This is a genomic window from Mycolicibacterium vulneris (assembly GCF_002104765.1).
Classification (GTDB): domain Bacteria; phylum Actinomycetota; class Actinomycetes; order Mycobacteriales; family Mycobacteriaceae; genus Mycobacterium; species Mycobacterium vulneris.
This window is the reverse complement of sequence record NZ_NCXM01000009.1, coordinates 34,434-54,458: the sequence shown is the minus strand read 5'-3', so window position 1 is coordinate 54,458 and position 20,025 is coordinate 34,434. Positions and strand designations below refer to the sequence as shown.

The 20,025-nt window shown below is 68.3% G+C and carries 16 protein-coding genes; 6 read left to right on the top strand and 10 right to left on the bottom strand.

Features of this window, described 5'->3' with window-relative positions; all coding sequences use genetic code 11:
* Positions 1 to 3 precede the first annotated feature (3 nt).
* The 4 genes from B8W69_RS10540 to B8W69_RS10525 all read left to right on the top strand — a co-directional run bounded on the left by B8W69_RS10540 (position 4) and on the right by B8W69_RS10525 (position 4,723).
* The gene (locus B8W69_RS10540; RefSeq protein WP_085289774.1) at positions 4 to 1,992 is read left to right on the top strand and encodes an acetyl/propionyl/methylcrotonyl-CoA carboxylase subunit alpha; all 1,989 of its coding nucleotides are present in this window, start codon (positions 4 to 6) and stop codon (positions 1,990 to 1,992) included.
* Positions 1,989 to 3,155 carry an acyl-CoA dehydrogenase family protein gene (locus B8W69_RS10535; protein WP_085289773.1) on the top strand — a complete coding sequence of 389 codons (1,167 nt, stop codon included), beginning with the start codon at positions 1,989 to 1,991 and terminating at the stop codon, positions 3,153 to 3,155. The genes B8W69_RS10540 and B8W69_RS10535 overlap by 4 nt, the downstream gene beginning before the upstream one ends.
* A complete protein-coding gene (locus tag B8W69_RS10530) occupies positions 3,155 to 3,988 on the top strand; it encodes an enoyl-CoA hydratase family protein (RefSeq protein ID WP_085289772.1) in 834 nt (277 codons plus the stop codon). Before B8W69_RS10535 ends, B8W69_RS10530 begins: the two co-directional genes overlap by 1 nt.
* A gap of 132 nt (positions 3,989 to 4,120) precedes the next feature.
* Positions 4,121 to 4,723 carry a DUF1707 SHOCT-like domain-containing protein gene (locus tag B8W69_RS10525; protein WP_085289771.1) on the top strand — a complete coding sequence of 201 codons (603 nt, stop codon included), beginning with the start codon at positions 4,121 to 4,123 and terminating at the stop codon, positions 4,721 to 4,723.
* 9 nt (positions 4,724 to 4,732) lie between these two features.
* Here B8W69_RS10525 and B8W69_RS10520 read toward each other — a convergent pair whose 3' ends face one another.
* From B8W69_RS10520 to B8W69_RS10490, 7 genes are all read right to left on the bottom strand, one after another.
* The gene (locus tag B8W69_RS10520; protein ID WP_085289770.1) at positions 4,733 to 5,581 is read right to left on the bottom strand and encodes an aldo/keto reductase; all 849 of its coding nucleotides are present in this window, start codon (positions 5,579 to 5,581) and stop codon (positions 4,733 to 4,735) included.
* A gap of 78 nt (positions 5,582 to 5,659) precedes the next feature.
* A complete protein-coding gene (locus B8W69_RS10515; RefSeq protein WP_085289769.1) occupies positions 5,660 to 7,639 on the bottom strand; it encodes a vWA domain-containing protein in 1,980 nt (659 codons plus the stop codon).
* Entirely contained in the window at positions 7,632 to 9,026 is a 1,395-nt protein-coding gene (locus B8W69_RS10510) for a sigma 54-interacting transcriptional regulator (RefSeq protein WP_085289768.1), read from the bottom strand. The genes B8W69_RS10515 and B8W69_RS10510 overlap by 8 nt, the downstream gene beginning before the upstream one ends.
* An 88-nt stretch (positions 9,027 to 9,114) precedes the next feature.
* Positions 9,115 to 10,698 carry a bifunctional phosphoribosylaminoimidazolecarboxamide formyltransferase/IMP cyclohydrolase gene (gene purH / locus B8W69_RS10505; RefSeq protein ID WP_085289767.1) on the bottom strand — a complete coding sequence of 528 codons (1,584 nt, stop codon included), beginning with the start codon at positions 10,696 to 10,698 and terminating at the stop codon, positions 9,115 to 9,117.
* Positions 10,695 to 11,342, bottom strand: coding sequence for a phosphoribosylglycinamide formyltransferase (gene purN, locus B8W69_RS10500; protein ID WP_085289766.1), 648 nt, complete (start codon positions 11,340 to 11,342; stop codon positions 10,695 to 10,697). The genes purH and purN overlap by 4 nt, the downstream gene beginning before the upstream one ends.
* 70 nt (positions 11,343 to 11,412) lie before the next feature.
* The gene (locus B8W69_RS10495; RefSeq protein ID WP_085289765.1) at positions 11,413 to 12,834 is read right to left on the bottom strand and encodes a cell division protein PerM; all 1,422 of its coding nucleotides are present in this window, start codon (positions 12,832 to 12,834) and stop codon (positions 11,413 to 11,415) included.
* A 47-nt stretch (positions 12,835 to 12,881) separates the two neighbouring features.
* Positions 12,882 to 13,793: a DUF5336 domain-containing protein gene (locus B8W69_RS10490; RefSeq protein WP_085289764.1), complete on the bottom strand. Its 912-nt coding sequence runs from the start codon at positions 13,791 to 13,793 to the stop codon at positions 12,882 to 12,884.
* A 243-nt stretch (positions 13,794 to 14,036) separates the two neighbouring features.
* Here B8W69_RS10490 and B8W69_RS10485 point away from each other — a divergent pair, with 243 nt between their 5' ends.
* On the top strand, positions 14,037 to 14,885 hold the full coding sequence (locus B8W69_RS10485; RefSeq protein ID WP_064879182.1) for an LLM class F420-dependent oxidoreductase: 849 nt from the start codon (positions 14,037 to 14,039) through the stop codon (positions 14,883 to 14,885).
* A gap of 88 nt (positions 14,886 to 14,973) precedes the next feature.
* Here the strand turns inward: B8W69_RS10485 and B8W69_RS10480 are convergent, their stop codons facing one another.
* From B8W69_RS10480 to sucC, 3 genes are all read right to left on the bottom strand, one after another.
* Positions 14,974 to 16,500, bottom strand: coding sequence for an acetyl-CoA acetyltransferase (locus B8W69_RS10480; RefSeq protein ID WP_085289763.1), 1,527 nt, complete (start codon positions 16,498 to 16,500; stop codon positions 14,974 to 14,976).
* A gap of 63 nt (positions 16,501 to 16,563) precedes the next feature.
* Positions 16,564 to 17,466 (bottom strand): succinate--CoA ligase subunit alpha, encoded by a 903-nt coding sequence (gene sucD, locus B8W69_RS10475; protein ID WP_085289762.1) that lies wholly within the window; start codon positions 17,464 to 17,466, stop codon positions 16,564 to 16,566.
* 13 nt (positions 17,467 to 17,479) lie between these two features.
* Positions 17,480 to 18,646, bottom strand: a complete 1,167-nt coding sequence (gene sucC / locus B8W69_RS10470) for an ADP-forming succinate--CoA ligase subunit beta (protein WP_085289761.1) — start codon at positions 18,644 to 18,646, stop codon at positions 17,480 to 17,482.
* A gap of 323 nt (positions 18,647 to 18,969) precedes the next feature.
* Between sucC and B8W69_RS10465 the strand changes: the two genes are divergently transcribed.
* Positions 18,970 to 20,025 carry a M23 family metallopeptidase gene (locus B8W69_RS10465; RefSeq protein ID WP_085289760.1) on the top strand — a complete coding sequence of 352 codons (1,056 nt, stop codon included), beginning with the start codon at positions 18,970 to 18,972 and terminating at the stop codon, positions 20,023 to 20,025.

Genomic DNA, 20,025 nt, shown 5'->3' with positions numbered 1-20,025 from the left:
CCCATGATCACTCGAGTTCTGGTCGCCAACCGGGGCGAGATCGCCCGGCGCGTGTTCGCCACCTGCCGCCGGCTCGGCCTCGGCACCGTCGCCGTCTACACCGACCCCGACGCCGGCGCGCCGCACGTCGCCGAGGCCGACGCCAGGGTGCGGCTGGACAAGTCCAACGACTACCTCAACGCCGCGGCCATCATCGCGGCCGCCCGCGCCGCGGGCGCCGACGCGATACACCCCGGCTACGGGTTCCTCTCGGAGAACGCCGAATTCGCAGCCGCCGTCCAGGACGCGGGCCTGACGTGGGTCGGCCCGCCGGTGGACGCGGTGCGCGCGATGGGCTCCAAGATCGAGTCCAAGAAGCTGATGGCCGCGGCCGGGGTGCCGGTGCTCGACGAGCTCGACCCCGAAACCGTCACCCAGGTTCAGCTGCCGGTGCTGGTCAAGGCCTCCGCCGGGGGCGGTGGCCGCGGCATGCGGGTGGTCCGCGAATTGTCCGCTCTGGCGGGCGAAGTCGCCGCGGCGAGCCGCGAGGCGCAGTCCGCGTTCGGTGATCCGACCGTGTTCTGCGAACGCTATCTGCCCACCGGGCACCACATCGAGGTTCAGGTGATGGCCGACACCCACGGCACGGTGTGGGCGGTCGGCGAACGCGAATGCTCGATTCAGCGCCGCCACCAGAAGATCATCGAGGAGGCGCCCTCGCCGCTGGTGGAGCGCACACCCGGCATGCGCGCCAAGCTGTTCGACGCGGCGAGGCTGGCCGCCGAAGCCATCGGGTACACCGGAGCCGGGACCGTCGAGTTCCTCGCCGACGACGACGGCGAGTTCTACTTCCTGGAGATGAACACCCGGCTGCAGGTCGAACACCCGGTCACCGAGGAGACCACCGGGCTCGACCTCGTCGAACTCCAGCTCGCCGTCGCCGACGGCGCGCGTCTCGACGTGCAACCGCCCGCCGCCCAAGGACATTCGATCGAGGCCCGGCTCTACGCCGAGGACCCCGCCAAGAACTGGCGGCCGCAGGCCGGCCTGGTGCACGCGTTCGATGTGCCGTCGGTCCGGACCGAGTTCAGCTCACTGGGACAGCGGACCGGAATCCGGCTGGATTCCGGCATCGTCGACGGGTGCACCGTCTCGATTCACTACGATCCGATGCTGGCCAAGGTCATCTCCTACGCCCCGACGCGCCGCCAGGCGGCGCTAGTGCTCGCCGACGCGCTGGCTCGCGCCCGGGTGCACGGGGTGCGCACCAACCGCGATCTGCTGGTGAACGTGCTGCGGCATCCGGCGTTCCTCGACGGTGCCACCGACACCGCGTTTTTCGATACCCACGACCTGGCGCGGCTGGCGGCGCCGCTCGGCGACGCCGCGGTGGCCCGCCTGTCCGCCATCGCGGCCGCGCTCGCCGACGCCGCGCACAACCGCGCCGCCGCCCCGGTGTTGGGCGCCGTCCCCAGCGGCTGGCGCAACCTGGCGTCGGGCCATCAGGTCAAGGCCTATCGCGACGACCGGGGTGACGAGCATCGAATTCAATACCGGTTCAGCAGAACCGGATTGGCGCTCCCCGACGACCCATCGGTGCAGCTGGTGTCGGCCAGCGCGGAGGACGTCGTGCTGCGGGCCGACGGCGTCGACCACGGCTTCTCGGTGCGGCGCTACGACACGGGCGATTCCGACGTTTACGTCGATTCCGCACGCGGACCCGTGAACCTGATCGCGCTGCCGCGCTTCCCTGAGCCCGGTTCGACCGTCGAAAAGGGCTCGCTGGTGGCACCTATGCCCGGCAGCGTCATCCGGCTCGGCGCGGCGATCGGCGACACCGTCACCGCCGGCCAGCCCCTGATCTGGCTGGAAGCCATGAAGATGGAACACACAATCGTCGCCCCGGTCGACGGGGTACTCACCGAACTCAACGTCAAGACCGGTCAGCAAGTCGAAGTCGGCGCCGTGCTGGCAAGAGTGGAAGCGCCGCAATCAGAAGGGGATCAAGCATGACCGACACCAGCTTCATCGAGAGCGAGGAGCGTCAGGCCCTACGCAAATCGGTGGCGGCGTGGGCAGCCAACTACGGCAGCGAGTACTACCTGCGCAAGGCCCGCGCCCACGAGCACACCGACGAATTATGGTCCGAAGCAGGCAAACTCGGCTTCCTCGGAGTGAACCTGCCCGAGGAGTACGGCGGTGGCGGCGCCGGAATGTACGAGCTGTCACTGGTCATGGAGGAGATGGCGGCCGCGGGTAGCGCGCTGCTGCTGATGGTCGTCTCGCCCGCCATCAACGGCACCATCATCAGCAAGTTCGGCACCGAGGAGCAGAAGAAGCGCTGGATCCCGGGCATCGCCGACGGCACGCTAACGATGGCGTTCGCCATCACCGAGCCCGACGCCGGCTCCAACTCGCACAAGATCACCACCACCGCCCGCCGCGACGGCAGCGACTGGATCCTCAAGGGCCAGAAGGTCTACATCTCCGGCATCGACCAGGCGCAGGCGGTGCTCGTGGTGGCCCGCACGGAAGAGGCCAAGACCGGCAAGCTGCGCCCCGCGCTGTTCGTAGTGCCCACCGACGCGCCCGGATTCACCTACACGCCAATCGAAATGGAGCTGATCAGCCCCGAACGCCAGTTCCAGGTCTTCCTCGACGACGTTCGCCTGCCCAGCGACGCGCTGGTCGGCGCCGAAGACGCCGCCATCGCACAGCTTTTCGCCGGGCTCAACCCCGAACGCATCATGGGCGCGGCGAGCTCTGTCGGGATGGGACGGTTCGCCCTCAGCAAGGCCGCCGACTACGTCAAGACCCGCCAGGTGTGGGGCACGCCAATCGGCGCGCACCAGGGCCTGTCACATCCGTTGGCGCAGTGCCACATCGAGGTCGAGCTGGCCAAGCTGATGCTGCAGAAGGCCGCCACCCTGTACGACTCGGGCAACGACATGGGCGCGGCCGAGGCCGCGAACATGGCGAAATACGCTGCGGCCGAGGCGGCCACGCGGTCGGTGGACCAGGCGGTGCAGTCGATGGGCGGCAACGGGCTGACCAAGGAGTACGGCGTGGCCGCGATGCTGACCTCGGCGCGGCTGGGCCGCATCGCTCCGGTCAGCCGCGAGATGGTGCTGAACTTCGTCGCGCAGACATCGCTGGGCCTGCCCCGAAGCTACTGATGGATACGCTCGTCGAATACGCCGGACCCGCCGACACGGGCGGCCCGCACGCGCGGCTGACGCTGAACTCACCGCACAACCGCAACGCCCTGTCCACCACGCTGGTCAACCAGCTGCACCAGGGCCTGCGCGACGCCTCGGCGGATCCGGCGGTGCGGGTGGTGGTGCTGGGCCACACCGGCGGCACCTTTTGTGCCGGTGCGGATCTGAGCGAGGCCGGCGACGGCGACCCGCGTGGCGATCGCGAGCGCGGCGCTGCCGGGCCGAGCGGGTCGCCGCCATCGGCATACGACATGGCCGTCGAGCGGGCCCGGGAGATGGCCGCCTTGATGCGGGCCATCGTCTCCTCGCCGCTGCCGGTGATCGCCGCGATCAACGGGCACGTCCGTGCCGGCGGATTCGGCCTGGTGGGTGCCTGCGATATCGCGGTCGCCGGCCCGCGCAGCACCTTCGCGCTGACCGAGGCCCGGATCGGCGTCGCCCCGGCGATCATCTCGTTGACGCTACTGCCGAAACTGTCGGCGCGGGCCGCGGCGCGTTACTACCTGTCCGGCGAGACGTTCGACGCCGGCCGGGCGGCCGAGATCGGATTGATCACCGAGGCGGCCGAGGACGTCGACGCCGCGGTGGACAAACTGGTCTCCGACATCGGCCGCGGTTCGCCGCAGGGCCTTGCGGCCTCTAAGGCACTGACCACGGCCGCGGTGCTGGACGGGTTCGACCGCGACGCCGAGCGGCTCGCCGAGGAATCGGCCCGGCTGTTCGTGTCCGACGAAGCGCAAGAAGGCATGCTGGCGTTCCTGGAGAAGCGGCCTCCCAACTGGACGAGTTAGCCAGCGAGGAGTTAGCCAGATGTCGAACAAAGTGCCCGGCCGGGCGGCCGGCGGCGCGGCGCGGGCCGGCGCAAGGTTGCAGTTTAGCCAATCCTCTTGCAGCAAAACCTGGACGTCGTAGGCTCGTGGGTGATGAGCAACTCAACGCAACGGGATGCGGAGGACACGCGCGGCGAGCCGTCGCGCGCGGCTGACACTGATCGCATCCAGATTGCGCAGTTGCTTGCGTATGCGGCCGAGCAGGGCCGCCTGCAGCTCAACGATTACGAGGAGCGTTTGACCAGGGCGTATGCGGCGACCACGTACGAGGAACTGGATCAGCTGCGGGCCGATCTGCCGGGGACGCCGATCAGCCCCCGCCGTGGCGGCAAGCCCAATCCGGCGCCGTCGACCCTGCTGCTGGCGTTGATGAGCGGCTTCGAGCGCCGCGGCCGATGGAACGTCCCGAAGAAGCTCACCACCTTCACCCTGTGGGGCAGCGGGGTGGTCGATCTGCGCTACGCGGACTTCACCTCGACCGAGGTCGACATTCATGCGATGTCGATTATGGGTGTGCAGAACATTTTGCTGCCGCCCGAGGTCAACGTCGAGGTGCACGGCCGCGGCGTGATGGGCAACTTCGACCGCGCCGTCCTCGGAAAGGGCACGCCCGGCGCGCCGACCGTCCACATTCGCGGCTTCTCGCTGTGGGGCGGGGTCGGCATCATCCGCAAGGCCCGCCGGCCGCGCGGCTAGCAGAACGGTTCAGTCGGGCACGTAATCGAACGTGTCGGGGTTGGGGCCGTTGCGTCCCGACTCACCCTTGTTCAGCGCGGAGATCGCGTCCATGTCGGAGTCGTCCAGCTCAAAGTCGAACAGCTCGAAGTTGGCCTTGACCCGTTCCGGCGTCACCGATTTCGGGAAGACGATGTCGCCCCGCTGAATGTGCCAGCGCAACACCACCTGCGCGGCGGTCTTACCGCGGCCCTCAGCGACGCGGTTGATCACCGGATCGTCGAGCACCCTGCCCTGCGCGATGGGCGCCCACGCCTCGGTGGCGATGCCATGCTCGCGCCCGTAGGCCCGGACTTCGTCGTTGCCGAAATAGGGATGCACCTCGATCTGGTTGACCGACGGGACGGTGTCGGTCTCGCTGGCGAGCCGATCCAGGTGTGCGACTTGAAAATTGGACACACCGATGCTGCGAGCGCGGCCGTCGCGCGCGAACTCCTCGAACACTTTCCACGTCGAGACGAAGTCGCCGTCGTAGAGGGTGGGCAGCGGCCAGTGGATCAGGAACAAATCGACGTAGTCGGAATCCAGCTTCTTCAGCGTCTCGTCGAAGGCGCGGCGCGCATCGTCGGGCTTGTGAAATCCGTTGTTGAGCTTGCTGGTGACGAAGACATCGCCGCGGTCGAGACCCGCATCGCGAATGCCTTGCGCGACTTCCTTTTCGTTGCCGTACATTTCGGCCGTATCGATGTGGCGGTATCCGATTTCGAGCGCCGTCTTCACCGCCGCCGCCGTCTCGTCGGGCTTGATCTGGAACACCCCGAAACCCAGCTGCGGAATGCTCACACCGTCATTGAGTTCGATCGTTGGAACCTGGCTCATAGGTCTCCTCCTTCTCCAAATGCCTGTACCCAGTCCATGGCACACCTACCCCAAGACCGGGGTTGCAAAGGGGGGCGGTCAGCGACGGCGAGACCGCAGGTAATCGCCGACCACGGCCGCCCCCAATCCGTCGAGATCGGGCACCACGACCCGTCCCTCCACCCGCCGGGCGACCTGGTCGATGAACCGGGCCAGGCCCGGGTCGCTGCCCAGCCGGAAAATGGTGATCTGGGCGCCCAGCCGCGCCATCTCGTCGAAGCCGCGCACGGTGTGGGCGATGGTCCGCGGATGCGGCGGATAGTCGAAGAACACGGTGGTGCCGTCGCCGTCGAAATCCTCCAGGTGCGCGGTCGGCTCGCCGTCGGTCACCACCAGCACCACGGGCTGCGCGTTGGGATGGCGGCGCAGATGGCGACCGGCCAGCGCCAGTGCGTGATGCAGGTTGGTGCCCTGCTCGTAGACGCCCTCGAGGCCGGTAAGCTCGGCGGCGGTCACCGTCCGTGCGTATCGGCCAAAAGCGATGATCTGCAAGGCATCCGAGCGAAAGCGCGTGCACACCAGGTGGTTCAGCGCCAGCGCCGTCTGCTTCATGGGCAGCCAGCGATTCTCCATCACCATGGAGAACGAGGTATCGACCAGCAGCGCGACCGCGGCCTGCGTACGCGTCTCGGTCTCGGAGACCTCGACGTCGTCGACGGTGATCTTCAACCGCCCGTCCGGGCCGTCCAGGGTGGCGGTTCCCGACTGGCGCAGAACGGCATTGGTCAACGTGCGGGAGATGTTCCATGGCTCGGTGTCGCCGAACTGCCAGGGTCGGGTGGCGCCGGTGAGTTCACCGGCCGCTCCGGCGCGCCGATGGTCGCGCTCCCCGCGGCGACCGGAAAGTTGTTGTGCCACATCGCGTAGCGCCGTCTCGCCGAGTCGGCGCATGGCCTTGGGCGACAGCCGCCACTGGCCGTCGGAGCCGCGATCCAAGAAGCCCTGATTAACCAGCGCGCGTTCCAATTCGGCGAGCGTTCGGGCGTCGACGGCCGCCTCGTCACCGAGCTGGCGCGCCAGCGCGTCCAGGTCGACGTCGTCCATGGTGGCGCCCGGATAGCTCTGCGAGAGCTGCTCGGCCAGTTGCTCCAGCTCGGCGATGTCGGACAGCGCCTGGGTGCCCTCCCCCATCCCGAACGGGTTGTCACCGGAGAACTGCTCGGACCCGCTCCAGTCCTCCCCCGGCCGGGCCGCCTGCAGGTGCGCATCGAGCCGGTTCAGCGCCTGCATCAGCGACGGCGAGCCAAAAGCCTGCTGCGCCAAGGCATCCAGCTCCGCGCGCTGTTCGGCGCTCAGGCTGTTCCGGAAGCGCTGCGCGGCGGCGGCGCGCTTGGCCAGGGAGTCAAGCAACTCATCGACGTTTTGCGGGTTGTCCGGGAAGAATTCGCCGTGCTTGTTCATGAAGTCTTCGAAGTCTTGCTGGGTGTCCTCACCGCGGGCGTGCTTGTCCAGCAGGTCGTTGAGGTCGTTGACCATGTCGTTGACCCGCTGACGATCCTCGTCGGTGGCCCCTTCCAGGGCCTGCTTCATGCCCGCGAAGCGTTGGTCGAGCATCTCGCGGCCGAGCAGATCCTTGATCTGGTCGTACTTTTGGCGCGCCTCGCCACTGCGCCAGTTGTAGTCGGAGAGTTCTTGGACGGCCTTGGCCGGCGACGACGGCAGCGCGTCCAGCTGCAGTTCGCCGAACCGGGCGTCGTCGTCGAGCGCGCGGGCCAGCTCCTTGCGCTCGGCTAACACGGCCTCATCGAGAAGTTTCTTGATCTCCTGAAGGGTTCCGTCTAAGTTGTTGCGCCGCAACAAATCCCGTCGCCGCCGGTTGGCCTCGGCGGCCAGCCGGTCGGCACCGGGCATGTTCTTGGTGCCGCGGCGCAGCAGCTCCGACAGCGCACGGCGCGGCGACGTGCCGGCCATGACATCCTGGCCGATCTGTTCGAGCGCCTCGCGCAGATCCACCGGCGGGGCCAGCGGGTCGGGCCCGCCGGTGTACGCCGAGTAGCGCGAAGAATGCCCTTTAGCCATAGACGGTTTGACCCTCCCCGGATACCTTGTCGATGCGCTTCGCCAGATACAGGGCCTCAAGCGCCAGTTCCAGCGCCGCGGCGCGTTCGCCTTCCGACTGCGCGCCGAGCTTGGCCGCGATCTTGTCCACCACGGGCAGGTTCGGGACCGCGGCCAGCACGTCCTTGGCCGATACCCGCTCGCCGGTCGTCACCGCCGAACCGCCCTCGACCGCGCTCACCAGCGAACCGACGTCGATGCCGCCCAACACCCGCGACGCGGTGTCCGCAGTCGCGCGGCGCAGCAGGTGTTCGAGCACGGCCTGCTCGCGGCCCTCCTCGCCGGATTCGAATTCCAGCTTGCCGCGCAGGACGTCGATCACCGTGCCCAGGTCGACCACCCGGGCCACCGGATCAGTCTCCCCCAGCACCGCACCGCGATGCCGCGCGGCGGCGGCGACGGTCTCGGCGGCGGCAATCGCGAACCGTGCCGACACCCCGGAGCGTTGATCGACGGAGTTGGACTCCCGCAGGTAGCGGGCGAACCGCGCGATGACCTGCATCAGGTAGTCGGGAACCTGGGCCGACAGGTGCGCTTCCTGCGCGATCACGCCGACTTCCGCGTCGAGCTCCAGCGGGTAGTGGGTCCGGATCTCCGCGCCGAAACGATCTTTGAGCGGGGTGATGATGCGGCCCCGGTTGGTGTAGTCCTCGGGGTTGGCGCTGGCGACCACCAACACGTCCAGCGGGAGGCGCAGCGTGTAACCGCGGACCTGGATGTCCCGTTCCTCCATCACGTTGAGCATCGACACCTGGATGCGCTCGGCGAGGTCGGGCAGCTCGTTGACCGCGACGATGCCGCGGTGCGCGCGCGGGATCAGGCCGTAGGCGATGGTCTCCGGGTCTCCCAGGCTGCGGCCCTCGGCCACCTTGATCGGGTCGATGTCGCCGACCAGGTCGGCGACGCTGGTGTCCGGGGTGGCGAGCTTTTCGGTGTAGCGCTCGCTGCGGTGCTTCCATTCGATCGGCAGGTCGTCGCCCAGGGTGACGGCCTTGCGGATGGACTCCGGCGTGATCGGCGAGAAGGGGTGCTCACCTAGTTCGGCTCCGGCGATCACCGGCGTCCACTCGTCGAGCAATCCGGTCAGCGCACGCAGTAGCCGGGTCTTGCCCTGACCGCGTTCGCCGAGCAGAACGAAGTCGTGGCCCGCGATCAGCGCCCGCTCCAGCTGGGGCAAGACGGTGTCGTCGAATCCCAGAATGCCCGGCCAGATGTCTGCGCTATCCGGTCCTTCGGCCAAAGCGGTCAGCAGATTTTCGCGTATTTCCTGCTTGACTCCGCGTTCACGATGACCAGCGGCACGCAGTTCGCCGACTGTGCGGGGCAGGTTGCTCGGTGACGTCACCACTCCACGCTACGACGCGCGCTCAGACGAGTCATGCCAAGGGCGTTCACTACGCGCTTATTGACACCCGCGTCGCCCGCGCACACCGTGGCTAGTGCGCGAAATGACGCGCCCCGGTGAGATACAGCGAAATGCCGGCGTTGGCGGCCGCCGCGGTCACCTCGTCGTCGCGCACCGATCCCCCGGGGTGCACGATCGCCTTCACGCCGGCGCCGGTCAGCGTCTCGAGTCCGTCGGGGAACGGGAAGAACGCGTCCGAGGCCGCGACCGCGCCGCGCACCCGGTCACCGCCGCGTTCGACGGCCAGCCGCGCGGCGTCGACCCGGTTCACCTGACCCATGCCGACGCCGATGGTGGCGCCGCCGCCGGCGATCACGATCGCGTTCGATTTCACGGCGCGACAGACGCGCCAGGCGAACACCAGGTCGGCCAGCGTCGCCGGATCGGCGGGTGAGCCGGTGGCCAGTGTCCAGTTCGCCGGGTTGTCGCCGTGTGCGTCGAGCTCGTCGCGCTGCTGCACCAACAGGCCGCCGCTGATCGGCCGCAGCTCGGTGCCACCGCTCAGCGGCTCCGAACCCACCAGCACCCGGATGTTCTTCTTGCGGGTCAGCACCTCCAGGGCGGCCGGCTCGTAGGCGGGCGCGACGATGACCTCGGTGAAGATGGTGCTGACGTACTCGGCCATCTCCAGGCTGACTTCGGTGTTGGCCGCGATGACCCCGCCGAAGGCGCTCAGCGGATCGCACTCGTGCGCCTTGCGGTGTGCGTCCGCGACCGACGCCGACGAGATGGCGATCCCACATGGGTTGGCGTGCTTGATGATTGCCACGCATGTCTGCTCGTGGTCGAAGGCGGCCCGCCAGGCCGCGTCCGCATCGGTGAAGTTGTTGTAGGACATCTCTTTTCCGTGCAGCTGCTCGGCCTGCGCCAGTCCCGGCCACGCGCCCGGGTCGCTGTACAGCGCCGCCTGCTGGTGCGGGTTCTCGCCGTACCGCAGCATCGCCGAGCGACGCCAGCTGCGGCCCAGCCACTTCGGGAAGGTCGTCGGCGGGTGTTCGGGAGCCAGCGTCGACTCCATCCAGCTCGCGACCGCGATGTCGTACTCGGCGGTGTGCTGAAACGCCAGTGAGGCCAGCTTTTTGCGCTCGGCGAGGGTAAAGCCGCCTTCGCGCACCGCGGCGAGCACTCCGTCGTAACCCTGCGGGTCGGTGATCACCGCCACGCTGGGGTGGTTTTTCGCCGCGGCCCGCACCATCGACGGGCCGCCGATGTCGATCTGTTCGACGCATTCGTCGATGCTCGCCCCGGAGTCGACGGTCTCGGTGAACGGATACAGGTTGACGACGACGAGCTCGAAGCCCGCGATCCCGAGTTCCTCGAGTGCGGCGGCGTGCTCGGGCTTGCGAAGGTCCGCCAGCAGTCCCGCGTGCACGCGCGGGTGCAGCGTCTTGACGCGGCCGTCGAGGACTTCGGGAAAACCGGTCAGCTCCTCGACCCGGGTCACCGGAATGCCTTTGTCGGCAATGACCTTTGCGGTCGATCCGGTCGAGACGATTTCGACGCCCGCGCCCGCCAGCCCCTGGGCGAGGTCGACCAGCCCGGTCTTGTCGTACACGCTGATCAAGGCGCGCCGGATCGGCCGTTTGGCGTCTTCGCGCCAGTCGTCGGTGCTCATCGGTTCATCGCCTTTCGTCCGATCGTCGCTGTTCTCCCGACCAGGGTCAGGCCGCCGGTCGCGATCGCAGCCACCACGTCCACCAGGAGCTTGCGTTCGGTGACCTTGATGCGTTCATGCAGAGTCTCTTCGGTGTCGCCGTCGAGCACCGGAACGGATTCCTGCGCCAGAATCGGCCCGGTGTCCGTCCCTGCGTCTACCAGGTGCACCGTACAGCCTGTGACCTTCACACCGTAGGCCAACGCGTCGGCCACCCCGTGCGCGCCCGGAAACGCCGGCAGCAACGCCGGATGGGTGTTGATGACGCGGCCGTAGAACCGCGAAAGAAACTGCGGTCCAAGGATTTTCATGAAGCCGGCGGAGACCACCAGGTCGGGTGAATGCGCGGCGGTGGCCTCGGTGACGGCCGCGTCCCAGGCGTCGCGGTCCGGATGATCGCCGAGCCGGACGGTGAACGCGGGCACGGACGCGGCCGCGGCGATCTCGGTGGCCAGGCAGTCGCGGTCGGCGCCGACAGCGACCACCCGGGCCGGGTAGTCCGCGACGGCGGACGTCAGCAGTGAATTCAGCAGCGACCCGGTGCCCGACGCCAGCACCACTACCCGCGCCGGTGCGTTCGGGGGCACATGGAGCGGTTCGACCACATCGGCGAGCCTAGCCCGACGACGATGCGCGGCGTGCAGCGACGTGAGGAGGAGTCGGCGGACAAAACGCCTAATCCCCGGAATCTCGCTCGGACACGCCCCGCTCCGGTTCGGCGGGGGGCGACGCGTCGCCACCGGCCTGCGCGTCGGGTTCGGCGGAGTCGGCATGGGCGACCGCATCGTCCGGAGGCGCGTCGCCCACATCGTCCGGAGGCACGCCGCCCGGGTCGAACGAATCCGCCGGGATGGCGTCCTCCCCCTCCGTGTCATCGGCCAGCCGATCGTCGTCGAAAACGCCCGCGAAGTCCGCGGGTTCCTCGACAGCCGCCACGGGTGCGGGCCTGGGCTTGATCCGTCGGGGACGACGCATGATCCCACCGCTCATCACCACGGTGATCCCGCCGACGACCGCGAACCAGAAGAAGACGCCGACGAGCAACGCGCCCTGGTCCACGCCGACGTGGCCGAAGTTACCCAGCTGGCCGCTGCCGGCGTAAGCGAGCAACGACATCACCAGCGTCCCGCCGACCGCGGCGACCAACAGTTTGGCGGCGGCCGCGAGCAGCGGCAGCGCACGCCGGGCGCACTGCTGGCCGACCGCCACCCCGGACGACGCGCCGATGATCAGCAGCGCCACCCAGACCGGCCCTAACGGTGGCCTGGGGACCGCGGCCAGCACCGGCAGGGCCGGGATATCGCCACCGAACACGGTGAATGAACTGAAAGTCGCGAATCCGATATGCGCGCTGGCGCCGACGGCCATCGCCGCGGTGCCCACAATCACGTTGGGCGCGTAGAGCATTGACAGCAAGGTGAGGCTGAACTCGCCGAAGATCGAATCGGTGATGCCGTAGAGCTCCTGCATGGTCGACCAGTGCACGACCAGCGACCCGGCCGCCACCAGGCCGGACAGCCCAAGCAACGCCAGCAGACCGGCGGATGCGGCGCGCACGGAGTCGCCGAGCCAGAACGGCAGCGACGCGGCTGCCAGCGCGCGCGGCCCCACCCGGGACCACACGCCGATACCGGCGCCCGCGGCATGAACCACGAACACGCTCAGGAACGCGCGCAGCGCGCTGGGTGTTTGCAGCTCGGTGATCACCGAGGACGCGTCGTCGATGACCGCCAGGGCGATCGCAGCCATCAGCAGCGGGCCGCCCAGCGCCGAGGCGACGACCCAGCGGACGACCAGCCACGACGAGTGGGGCGTGGTGGCGCGCGCTGTGCTGCGCGCGGTCGCCCAGATCATCAGGAGGACCGGCAGCAGCGGCATCACACCGAGTTCGCGGCCACCGATCGAAACCGGGACCTGGTGCACGCCCAGCCACATGCTGGCGATGGCGCCCAGCGCGCCGGTCATGTCGCTGTTGGCGATCAACAACTGGATCAGCGTGACCGCGGCGATGATGACCAGCGCCACCACAGCCGGCGCGAACGCGACCCTGACTAGGTCACGTGCCTGGCGAGCGCCCGCTGCCCGGTTGTCCTCCACCCGTGTCACTCTGGGGCACGTCCCCGACTAGGCGCGACAGCGCACGGTTAGGCGGGCGCTGGCCCAGACGGTGACGACCCCGACTGCTGCTCCTGGCCGAACTGCTGGCCACCACCCTGCTCGGAGAAGTTCGTCGTCGCCGAACCGGCATCCGATCCGCCGACGTTCGGCGGCGGGCTGAAGCTGGGGAAGCCGGTGGGCGGCGTGGACGGGCCGTGCTGCTGCGCGGACGGCTGGGAACCCGACTGCGGCGACGGCTGAGCACCGAAACCGCCGGTCGGAACGCCGCTCTGGGTGGGCGCCGCGCTCGGCGAATAGCCGCCGTACTGCGACCCGTATCCCTGCGGCGACTGCTGCTGGCCCCCGTGCTGCTGACCGCCGGGCTGCTGTCCGTAGTAGGGCTGCTGGCCGTACTGGCCGTATTGCCCGTACTGGTTGTACTGCGCGTAGGGGTCGTACTTGGGCCGCGGCGCCGGCGCGGTGATCACCCCGGACTCCAGCAGGACCACGACGACAGCGGCGATCGCCTGCAGCACGACGGCCGCCACCAGCGGCCACATCGCCCAGCCGATCGCGAACCCGGCGGGCAGGTTGATCGTCTCGGTGATGGCCAGCAACGCACCGAGGACCGCGATCACCGCGACGATTCCCGGGTAATTCTTGGTCTTCGGCAGCAGGCCCAGCCCGGCGAGCAGCGCGGCCAGCACGGCAACCACCACCGCGGTGCCGGCGTCGCCGGCGCGCCCACCGATGCCCGGGCCGAGGTCGGCGCCGATGGTGAAGGTAGGTCCGAAGTTCAGGAGGTACGCCGCCAGACCCAGCACAACCACCGCGATGTTCAGGTAGATCGGCAGCTTGCTCGTTCCGTCGTCGTCCTTGGCGAAGGACGGTGTAGTGCCCGCATAGCTGCCGCCGGGTTGCGCCGGTGGATAGCCCGGGCTTCCGGGAGAGTAGGTCATGGCTCCTCCTGTTGCTTCCAGTGCCTTGAACTGCCTAGCGGTCGCCACGGTTGCAGTGCAAAGCTGTGCTTCCAGGCGCCTCGCTGAGTTAGCGACGCGGTCGATCACCCACGCTAGCGCACGTGCGGCAACCCGTGCCGCTGCCACCGGCTTGGACGGTGCGGCCCACGCCGGCGGCCCCGCGAGACGGTCCGTGTCACAACGGCTTGCTCAGCAGAGGTAGAACACGTTCTAATTCTCAGCATGGATTACGGGCTTGTGCTTTTTACCAGCGATCGTGGCATCTCCCCGGCGAAGGCCGCGAAGCTCGCCGACGACCACGGCTTTCAGACCTTCTACGTGCCAGAACACACTCACATTCCGGTGAAGCGCGAGGCGGCTCACCCCACGACGGGCGACGAATCGCTGCCCGACGACCGCTACATGCGGACACTAGACCCATGGGTAAGTCTGGGTGCCGCGTGCGCGGTCACCTCGCGGGTGCGGCTGTCCACCGCGGTGGCCCTGCCGGTCGAGCACGACCCGATCACCCTGGCGAAAAGTATTGCCACCCTTGACCACCTGTCAGGCGGACGGGTCAGCCTGGGCGTCGGATTCGGCTGGAACACCGACGAACTCGCCGACCACAACGTGCCGCCGGGCCGGCGCCGCACCATGCTGCGCGAATACCTCGAGGCGATGCGGGCGCTGTGGACCGAAGAGGAAGCCCAGTACGACGGCGAGTTCGTGAAGTTCGGTCCCAGCTGGGCCTGGCCCAAGCCGGTGCAGTCACACATCCCGGTGCTGGTGGGCGCGGCGGGCACCGAGAAGAACTTCAAGTGGATCGCTCGCAGCGCCGACGGCTGGATCACCACTCCACGCGACTTCAACATCGACGAGCCGGTGAAGCTGCTTCAGGACACCTGGGCGGCCGCGGGCCGCGACGGCGCCCCGCAGATCGTGGCGCTGGACTTCAAGCCGGTGCCCGAGAAGCTCGCCAAGTGGGCCGAGCTCGGGGTGACCGAGGTGCTGTTCGGGCTGCCGGACAAGTCCGAGGACGAGGTCGCCGCCTACGTCGAGCGGCTGGCCGGCAAACTCGCCGCCCTGGTCTGACATCGATCGTCGTCGCGAGACATAAACCACGGCGACCGCCAACGGCGTGTCGTGTGCGTGGTTTATGTGTCGCGCAAGGAACGCGGAGTCAGGCCAGCGTGGCCCGGTTGTCCGTCTCGGTCGGCCGGACCACGATCGAAGCCCCGAGTGGCTCGCCGTCGGTGAGCAGGCCGACCAGTTCGGGGTCCTCGCTCAGGGCCAGGAAGCGGCTGCCGTCGTCGTCGAGGCGGCCGATGATGATGCCGGTGTGCACCGGCCAGTCGTAGCGCACGGTGTAGGTCTCGATGGTCGCCGGACCGTCGGCCTTGACGGTCACCGGCACCTTGGGACGAGCGGCGACCTCGGCGCGCAGTGCGGCGCTGTGGTCGGGCGTCCAGTTCACCGGCGTGGTCGAGTACACCCCGACCGAGTACTTGCTCATGATCCCGCCGTTGGCGGCGACCAGGCCGAATTGGCCTGGGAGGTCCCGCATTTCGCTGACCGTCTCGGCGATGCCGTGCAGTGAGTAGTTGTTGCCGGGTCCGCCGAAGTACGGCAGGCCGCCGGTGAGCGTCAGCCCGCGAGGATCGTCAGTGGCCAGACCCATTCCGTCGCAGAAGTTGAACACCGGCACCGGGAAGCAGCTGTAGAGGTCGAAGGTCGAGACGTCATCGATGCCGACGCCGGCCCCGGCGAGAGCCTCCCGAACCGCCAGCACCGAGGCCGAGTTGTGCGTCAGGTCGAGGCGGTCTAGCAGCGGTTGGTCCACCATGTCGGCGTGGCCGTGCAGGAACACCCAGCGTTCCTCGTGCACCCCGAGCCGGCGGGCGGCGCCCACCGACATCAGCAGCGCGGCCGCACCCTGATTGACCTGGTCGCGGGCCACCAGGAGCCTCGGATACGGATCGCAGATCATCCGGTTGGACGCGGTGACGGTGATGAGCTCGTCGACGCTGCGCTCCACCGGGGAGGACGCGAACGGGTTCTTCGCCGCCACCTTGGTGAACGGGGCGAACAGCTCGCCCATCTGGCGCCGGTAGTCGGCCACGCTCAAGCCCAGCCGAGCGCGGCGCGCGTTCTCCAGCAACCCGTACTGGGCCGGCGCTCCGATCAGGCCGTGCGCGACGGTGTAGTCGTCGAACAGGCCGTCATAGCCGAAGCCCCGGTCCTCGAGCGAACCCTCGACCGTGTCGGAATGGTCCGGCTTATCCCGGTCGGCGAAATACCTGATGCTGGACGTGTTTTCGGAGCCGAAGATCATCACGACCTCGGCCTCGCCCGAGGCGATGACGCCGGCGAACTCGGTGACCAGATGCTGGGGGCCCTGGCCGCCGATGGGCTCGAGAATCGCTCGGGCCGGTGCGGCCCTGATGCGCTTGGCCACCGACCGCGGGTAGTTGTTGGACTTGCCCATCGGCGCGGGTGTGCGCCCGGAGAGCTCGAACTGCCGGATCGCGGCGACGGTGTCGATGGCCGCGGCGACGGCGGTGGCGTCGGCCCCGGTGTCATGCAGAGCGGCCTGCGACGCTGCGGTCGCCAGTTCCACCGACGACATTCCGCGGTAGCCGGAGTCCTCGATGCGCTCGGTGAACTGCCCCACCCCGACGATGACTGGGGTGTTCGGGTCGAGATTCATAGACCCACTATCTACCGAGGGCCGGGCCCCGGCCAAATCCGGGGCCCGCGCGCGGGGTCGGCCCTACAGGCTCTGCAAAATCTCCCGGGCCAGCGCCGCGGTTTCCGACGGGGTCTTGCCCACCTTGACGCCGGCCGCCTCCAGGGCCTCCTTCTTGGCGGCCGCGGTGCCCGACGAGCCGGACACGATGGCGCCCGCGTGGCCCATCGTCTTGCCCTCCGGCGCGGTGAATCCCGCGACGTAGCCGACGACCGGCTTGGACACGTTGGCCTTGATGTAGTCGGCCGCACGCTCCTCGGCGTCACCGCCGATCTCACCGATCATCACGATGACCTTGGTGTCGGGGTCCTTCTCGAAGGCCTCGATGGCGTCGATGTGGGTGGTGCCGATTACCGGGTCGCCGCCGATGCCGATCGAGGTGGAGAAGCCGAAATCGCGCAGCTCGTACATCATCTGGTAGGTCAGGGTGCCCGACTTGGAGACCAGGCCGACCGGACCGGGCCCGCTGATGTTCGCCGGGGTGATCCCGGCCAGCGCCTCGCCAGGGGTGATGATGCCGGGGCAGTTCGGCCCGATGATGCGCGTCTTCTGCCCCTTGTCGACGTTGTAGGCCCACGCATAGGCGCTGTCCTGCACCGGAATTCCCTCGGTGATGACGACCAGCAGCGGGATCTCGGCGTCGATGGCCTCGATGATCGCGTCCTTGGCGAACTTCGGTGGCACGAAGACGACCGACACGTTGGCGCCGGTCTCCTTCATCGCCTCCGCGACGGTGCCAAAGACCGGGAGCTCGACCTCCTTGCCGACGGGGTCCACGTGCGACACGGTCGTGCCGGCCTTGCGGGCGTTCACGCCGCCCACCACCTGGGTGCCGGCCTTCAGCATGAGCGCGGTGTGCTTGGTGCCCTCACCACCGGTGATGCCCTGGACGATGACCTTGGAATCTGCGTTCAGGAATATAGACATGGGTCATCTCTCCTTAGGACTTGTTCGCCAGCTCGGCGGCTTTGTCGGCACCGGCGTCCATGGTCTCGGCCTGGATCACCAGCGGGTGGTTGGCTTGGGCCAGGATGCGCCGGCCTTCGTCGACGTTGTTGCCGTCGAGCCGGACCACGAGCGGCTTGTTCGCCTCGTCGCCGAGCATGTTCAGCGCGGTCACGATGCCGTTGGCGACCGCGTCGCAGGAGGTGATTCCCCCGAACACGTTCACGAACACGCTCTTGACCTGTTTGTCGTTCAGGATGACGTCGAGGCCCGCGGCCATCACCTCGGCCGACGCGCCGCCGCCGATGTCGAGGAAGTTGGCCGGCTTGACCCCGCCGTGCTTCTCGCCCGCGTAGGCGACGACGTCGAGCGTCGACATCACCAGGCCCGCACCGTTACCGATGATGCCGACCGAGCCGTCCAGCTTGACGTAGTTGAGGTCGTGCTCCTTGGCCTTGAGCTCCAGCGGGTCGGTGGCGTCGCGGTCCTCGAACTCGGCGTGGCCGGGCTGACGGAAGTCGGCGTTGGCGTCCAGCGTGACCTTGCCGTCCAGCGCCAGGATCTGGTCCTGTGGGTCGCGCACCAACGGGTTGACCTCAACCAGGGTGGCGTCCTCGGCGACGAAGACCTCCCACAGCTTGTTGATGGTGATCGCGGCGGCGTCGAGCACCTCGGCGGGCAGGTGGCCCTGCTCGGCGATGGAACGCGCGGTCGCCAGGTCCACACCCTTGACGGCGTTCACCGGAACCTTGGCCAGCCGCTCGGGCTTGGTGGCGGCCACCTCTTCGATCTCCATGCCGCCCTCGACCGAGCACATGGCCAGGTAGGTGCGGTTGGCGCGGTCGAGCAGGAAGGAGATGTAGTACTCCTCGGCGATGTCGCTGGCCTCGGCGACCAGCAGCTTCTTCACGACGTGTCCCTTGATGTCGAGACCGAGGATGTTCTTGGCGTGCTCGTAGGCGTCGTCGGGCGTCGCCGCGTACTTGACACCACCCGCCTTGCCCCGGCCACCGACTTTCACCTGCGCTTTGACCATCACCGGACGACCGATCTCGGTGGCGATCTCACGAGCGCCCTCGGCGGTGTCGGTCACGCGTCCCGGCGTAGTCGGTACGTTGTGCTTGGCGAACAATTCTTTTGCTTGATACTCGAAAAGGTCCATGGACTCTCTGTCTTCGCTCGACTCAACTACTAGGCCTCTTGGTGGGCGGTGCCGCAGTCGGCAACTCGCACGGACGAACTGTATCCACCCTTCAAACGGCGTTTACCGCGGCGTCCGCCGATGTGGCACAGCTCACCGTCAAGGGGTTGACCGTGCGCGTGATCCAAATCACAATTCCGCCCGGATTTTCCAACAAGGTTGCCAGCCCGGCGCGTTAGCGGATACCTTCCTAGGGTCCAGATAACGTTATGGTCACGATACGAGGACATTTCAGGTTGTCCCAACACCTTTTTGCCCGGCCTTCTGCCGTAACTGAAGGCGTCGTGAGGGTAGGCCGCGCCGCAGGCGCCCGATGGGCCGACGCACCGCATCGCACCGAAGTCACCGAGATCCTTCCGCTTGACGGGTTTGACTTCGACGACTTCGAGTTCAGCGACGACGCCGGTGATCTCGGCGACTTGGACTTCAGCAGCGACTCACCGTTCGATAACGAAGCTCAGGTGCTGCTGGCGCCCGAGCTCGACGACCTGAACGAGGCCGACGACGTCCGCCCGGTATGGCTGGCCGCGCCCGTCACCGAGGTGCTGCCGCGGGTGATCGTCGAGCCGCGCACCGAGCGGCGTCTCGAGCGCTCGCCCACCACCGACGTCGTCGGCGTCGCACGCCGCGGCGGGCAGCACCGCAAGCAACCGACCAGTGCGGCCCGGGGCCGGCTGCTGATCTCGGCGATGGCCGCCGGAGCCGCCGCCGCGGCCGCCCACACGGCAACCAGCCACGCCGACACCCCCAAGACCGACGCCGTGCTGACCGCCAACGCGTCCGCGCTCACCGGCGGGGCCGGCGGCAGCAGCACCGTGCGCGGCCCCCAGGTGATCGCCGCGGCGCCGGCGGCCACCGCCGCGCTGCACAACCAGGAGCTGGCCAAGGGCGTCGCCTTCGCCAACGATCGCGCTCAGCGCGAGGCGCGGTTGTCGCAGCCGCTCTACGTGATGCCGACCAAGGGCATCTTCACCTCCAACTTCGGCTACCGCTGGGGTGTGCTGCACGCCGGCATCGACCTGGCCAACTCGATCGGGACACCGATCTACGCGGTGTCCGATGGCGTCGTCATCGACTCCGGCCCGGCCAGCGGCTACGGCATGCTGGTCAAGCTGCGTCACGCCGACGGCACGGTCACGCTTTACGGCCACATCAACACCACACTGGTCAGCGTCGGTGAGCGCGTGATGGCCGGGGACCAGATCGCCACCATGGGCAACCGGGGTAATTCCACCGGCCCGCACCTGCATTTCGAGGTGCTGCAGGGTGGCAGCGAACGGATCGACCCCGTGCCGTGGCTCGCTAAGCGTGGTCTTATGGTCGGCAACTACGCTGGTTGA

Excerpts from the sequence above, each read along its gene's own strand:
- B8W69_RS10540 (WP_085289774.1), top strand. The coding sequence starts at position 4 with ATGATCACTCGAGTTCTGGTCGCCAACCGGGGCGAGATCGCCCGGCGC.
- B8W69_RS10535 (WP_085289773.1), top strand. The coding sequence starts at position 1,989 with ATGACCGACACCAGCTTCATCGAGAGCGAGGAGCGTCAGGCCCTACGC.
- B8W69_RS10530 (WP_085289772.1), top strand. The coding sequence starts at position 3,155 with ATGGATACGCTCGTCGAATACGCCGGACCCGCCGACACGGGCGGCCCG.
- B8W69_RS10525 (WP_085289771.1), top strand. The coding sequence starts at position 4,121 with ATGAGCAACTCAACGCAACGGGATGCGGAGGACACGCGCGGCGAGCCG.
- B8W69_RS10520 (WP_085289770.1), bottom strand. The coding sequence starts at position 5,581 with ATGAGCCAGGTTCCAACGATCGAACTCAATGACGGTGTGAGCATTCCG.
- B8W69_RS10515 (WP_085289769.1), bottom strand. The coding sequence starts at position 7,639 with ATGGCTAAAGGGCATTCTTCGCGCTACTCGGCGTACACCGGCGGGCCC.
- purH (WP_085289767.1), bottom strand. The coding sequence starts at position 10,698 with ATGAGCACCGACGACTGGCGCGAAGACGCCAAACGGCCGATCCGGCGC.
- B8W69_RS10490 (WP_085289764.1), bottom strand. The coding sequence starts at position 13,793 with ATGACCTACTCTCCCGGAAGCCCGGGCTATCCACCGGCGCAACCCGGC.
- B8W69_RS10485 (WP_064879182.1), top strand. The coding sequence starts at position 14,037 with ATGGATTACGGGCTTGTGCTTTTTACCAGCGATCGTGGCATCTCCCCG.
- B8W69_RS10480 (WP_085289763.1), bottom strand. The coding sequence starts at position 16,500 with ATGAATCTCGACCCGAACACCCCAGTCATCGTCGGGGTGGGGCAGTTC.
- sucD (WP_085289762.1), bottom strand. The coding sequence starts at position 17,466 with ATGTCTATATTCCTGAACGCAGATTCCAAGGTCATCGTCCAGGGCATC.
- sucC (WP_085289761.1), bottom strand. The coding sequence starts at position 18,646 with ATGGACCTTTTCGAGTATCAAGCAAAAGAATTGTTCGCCAAGCACAAC.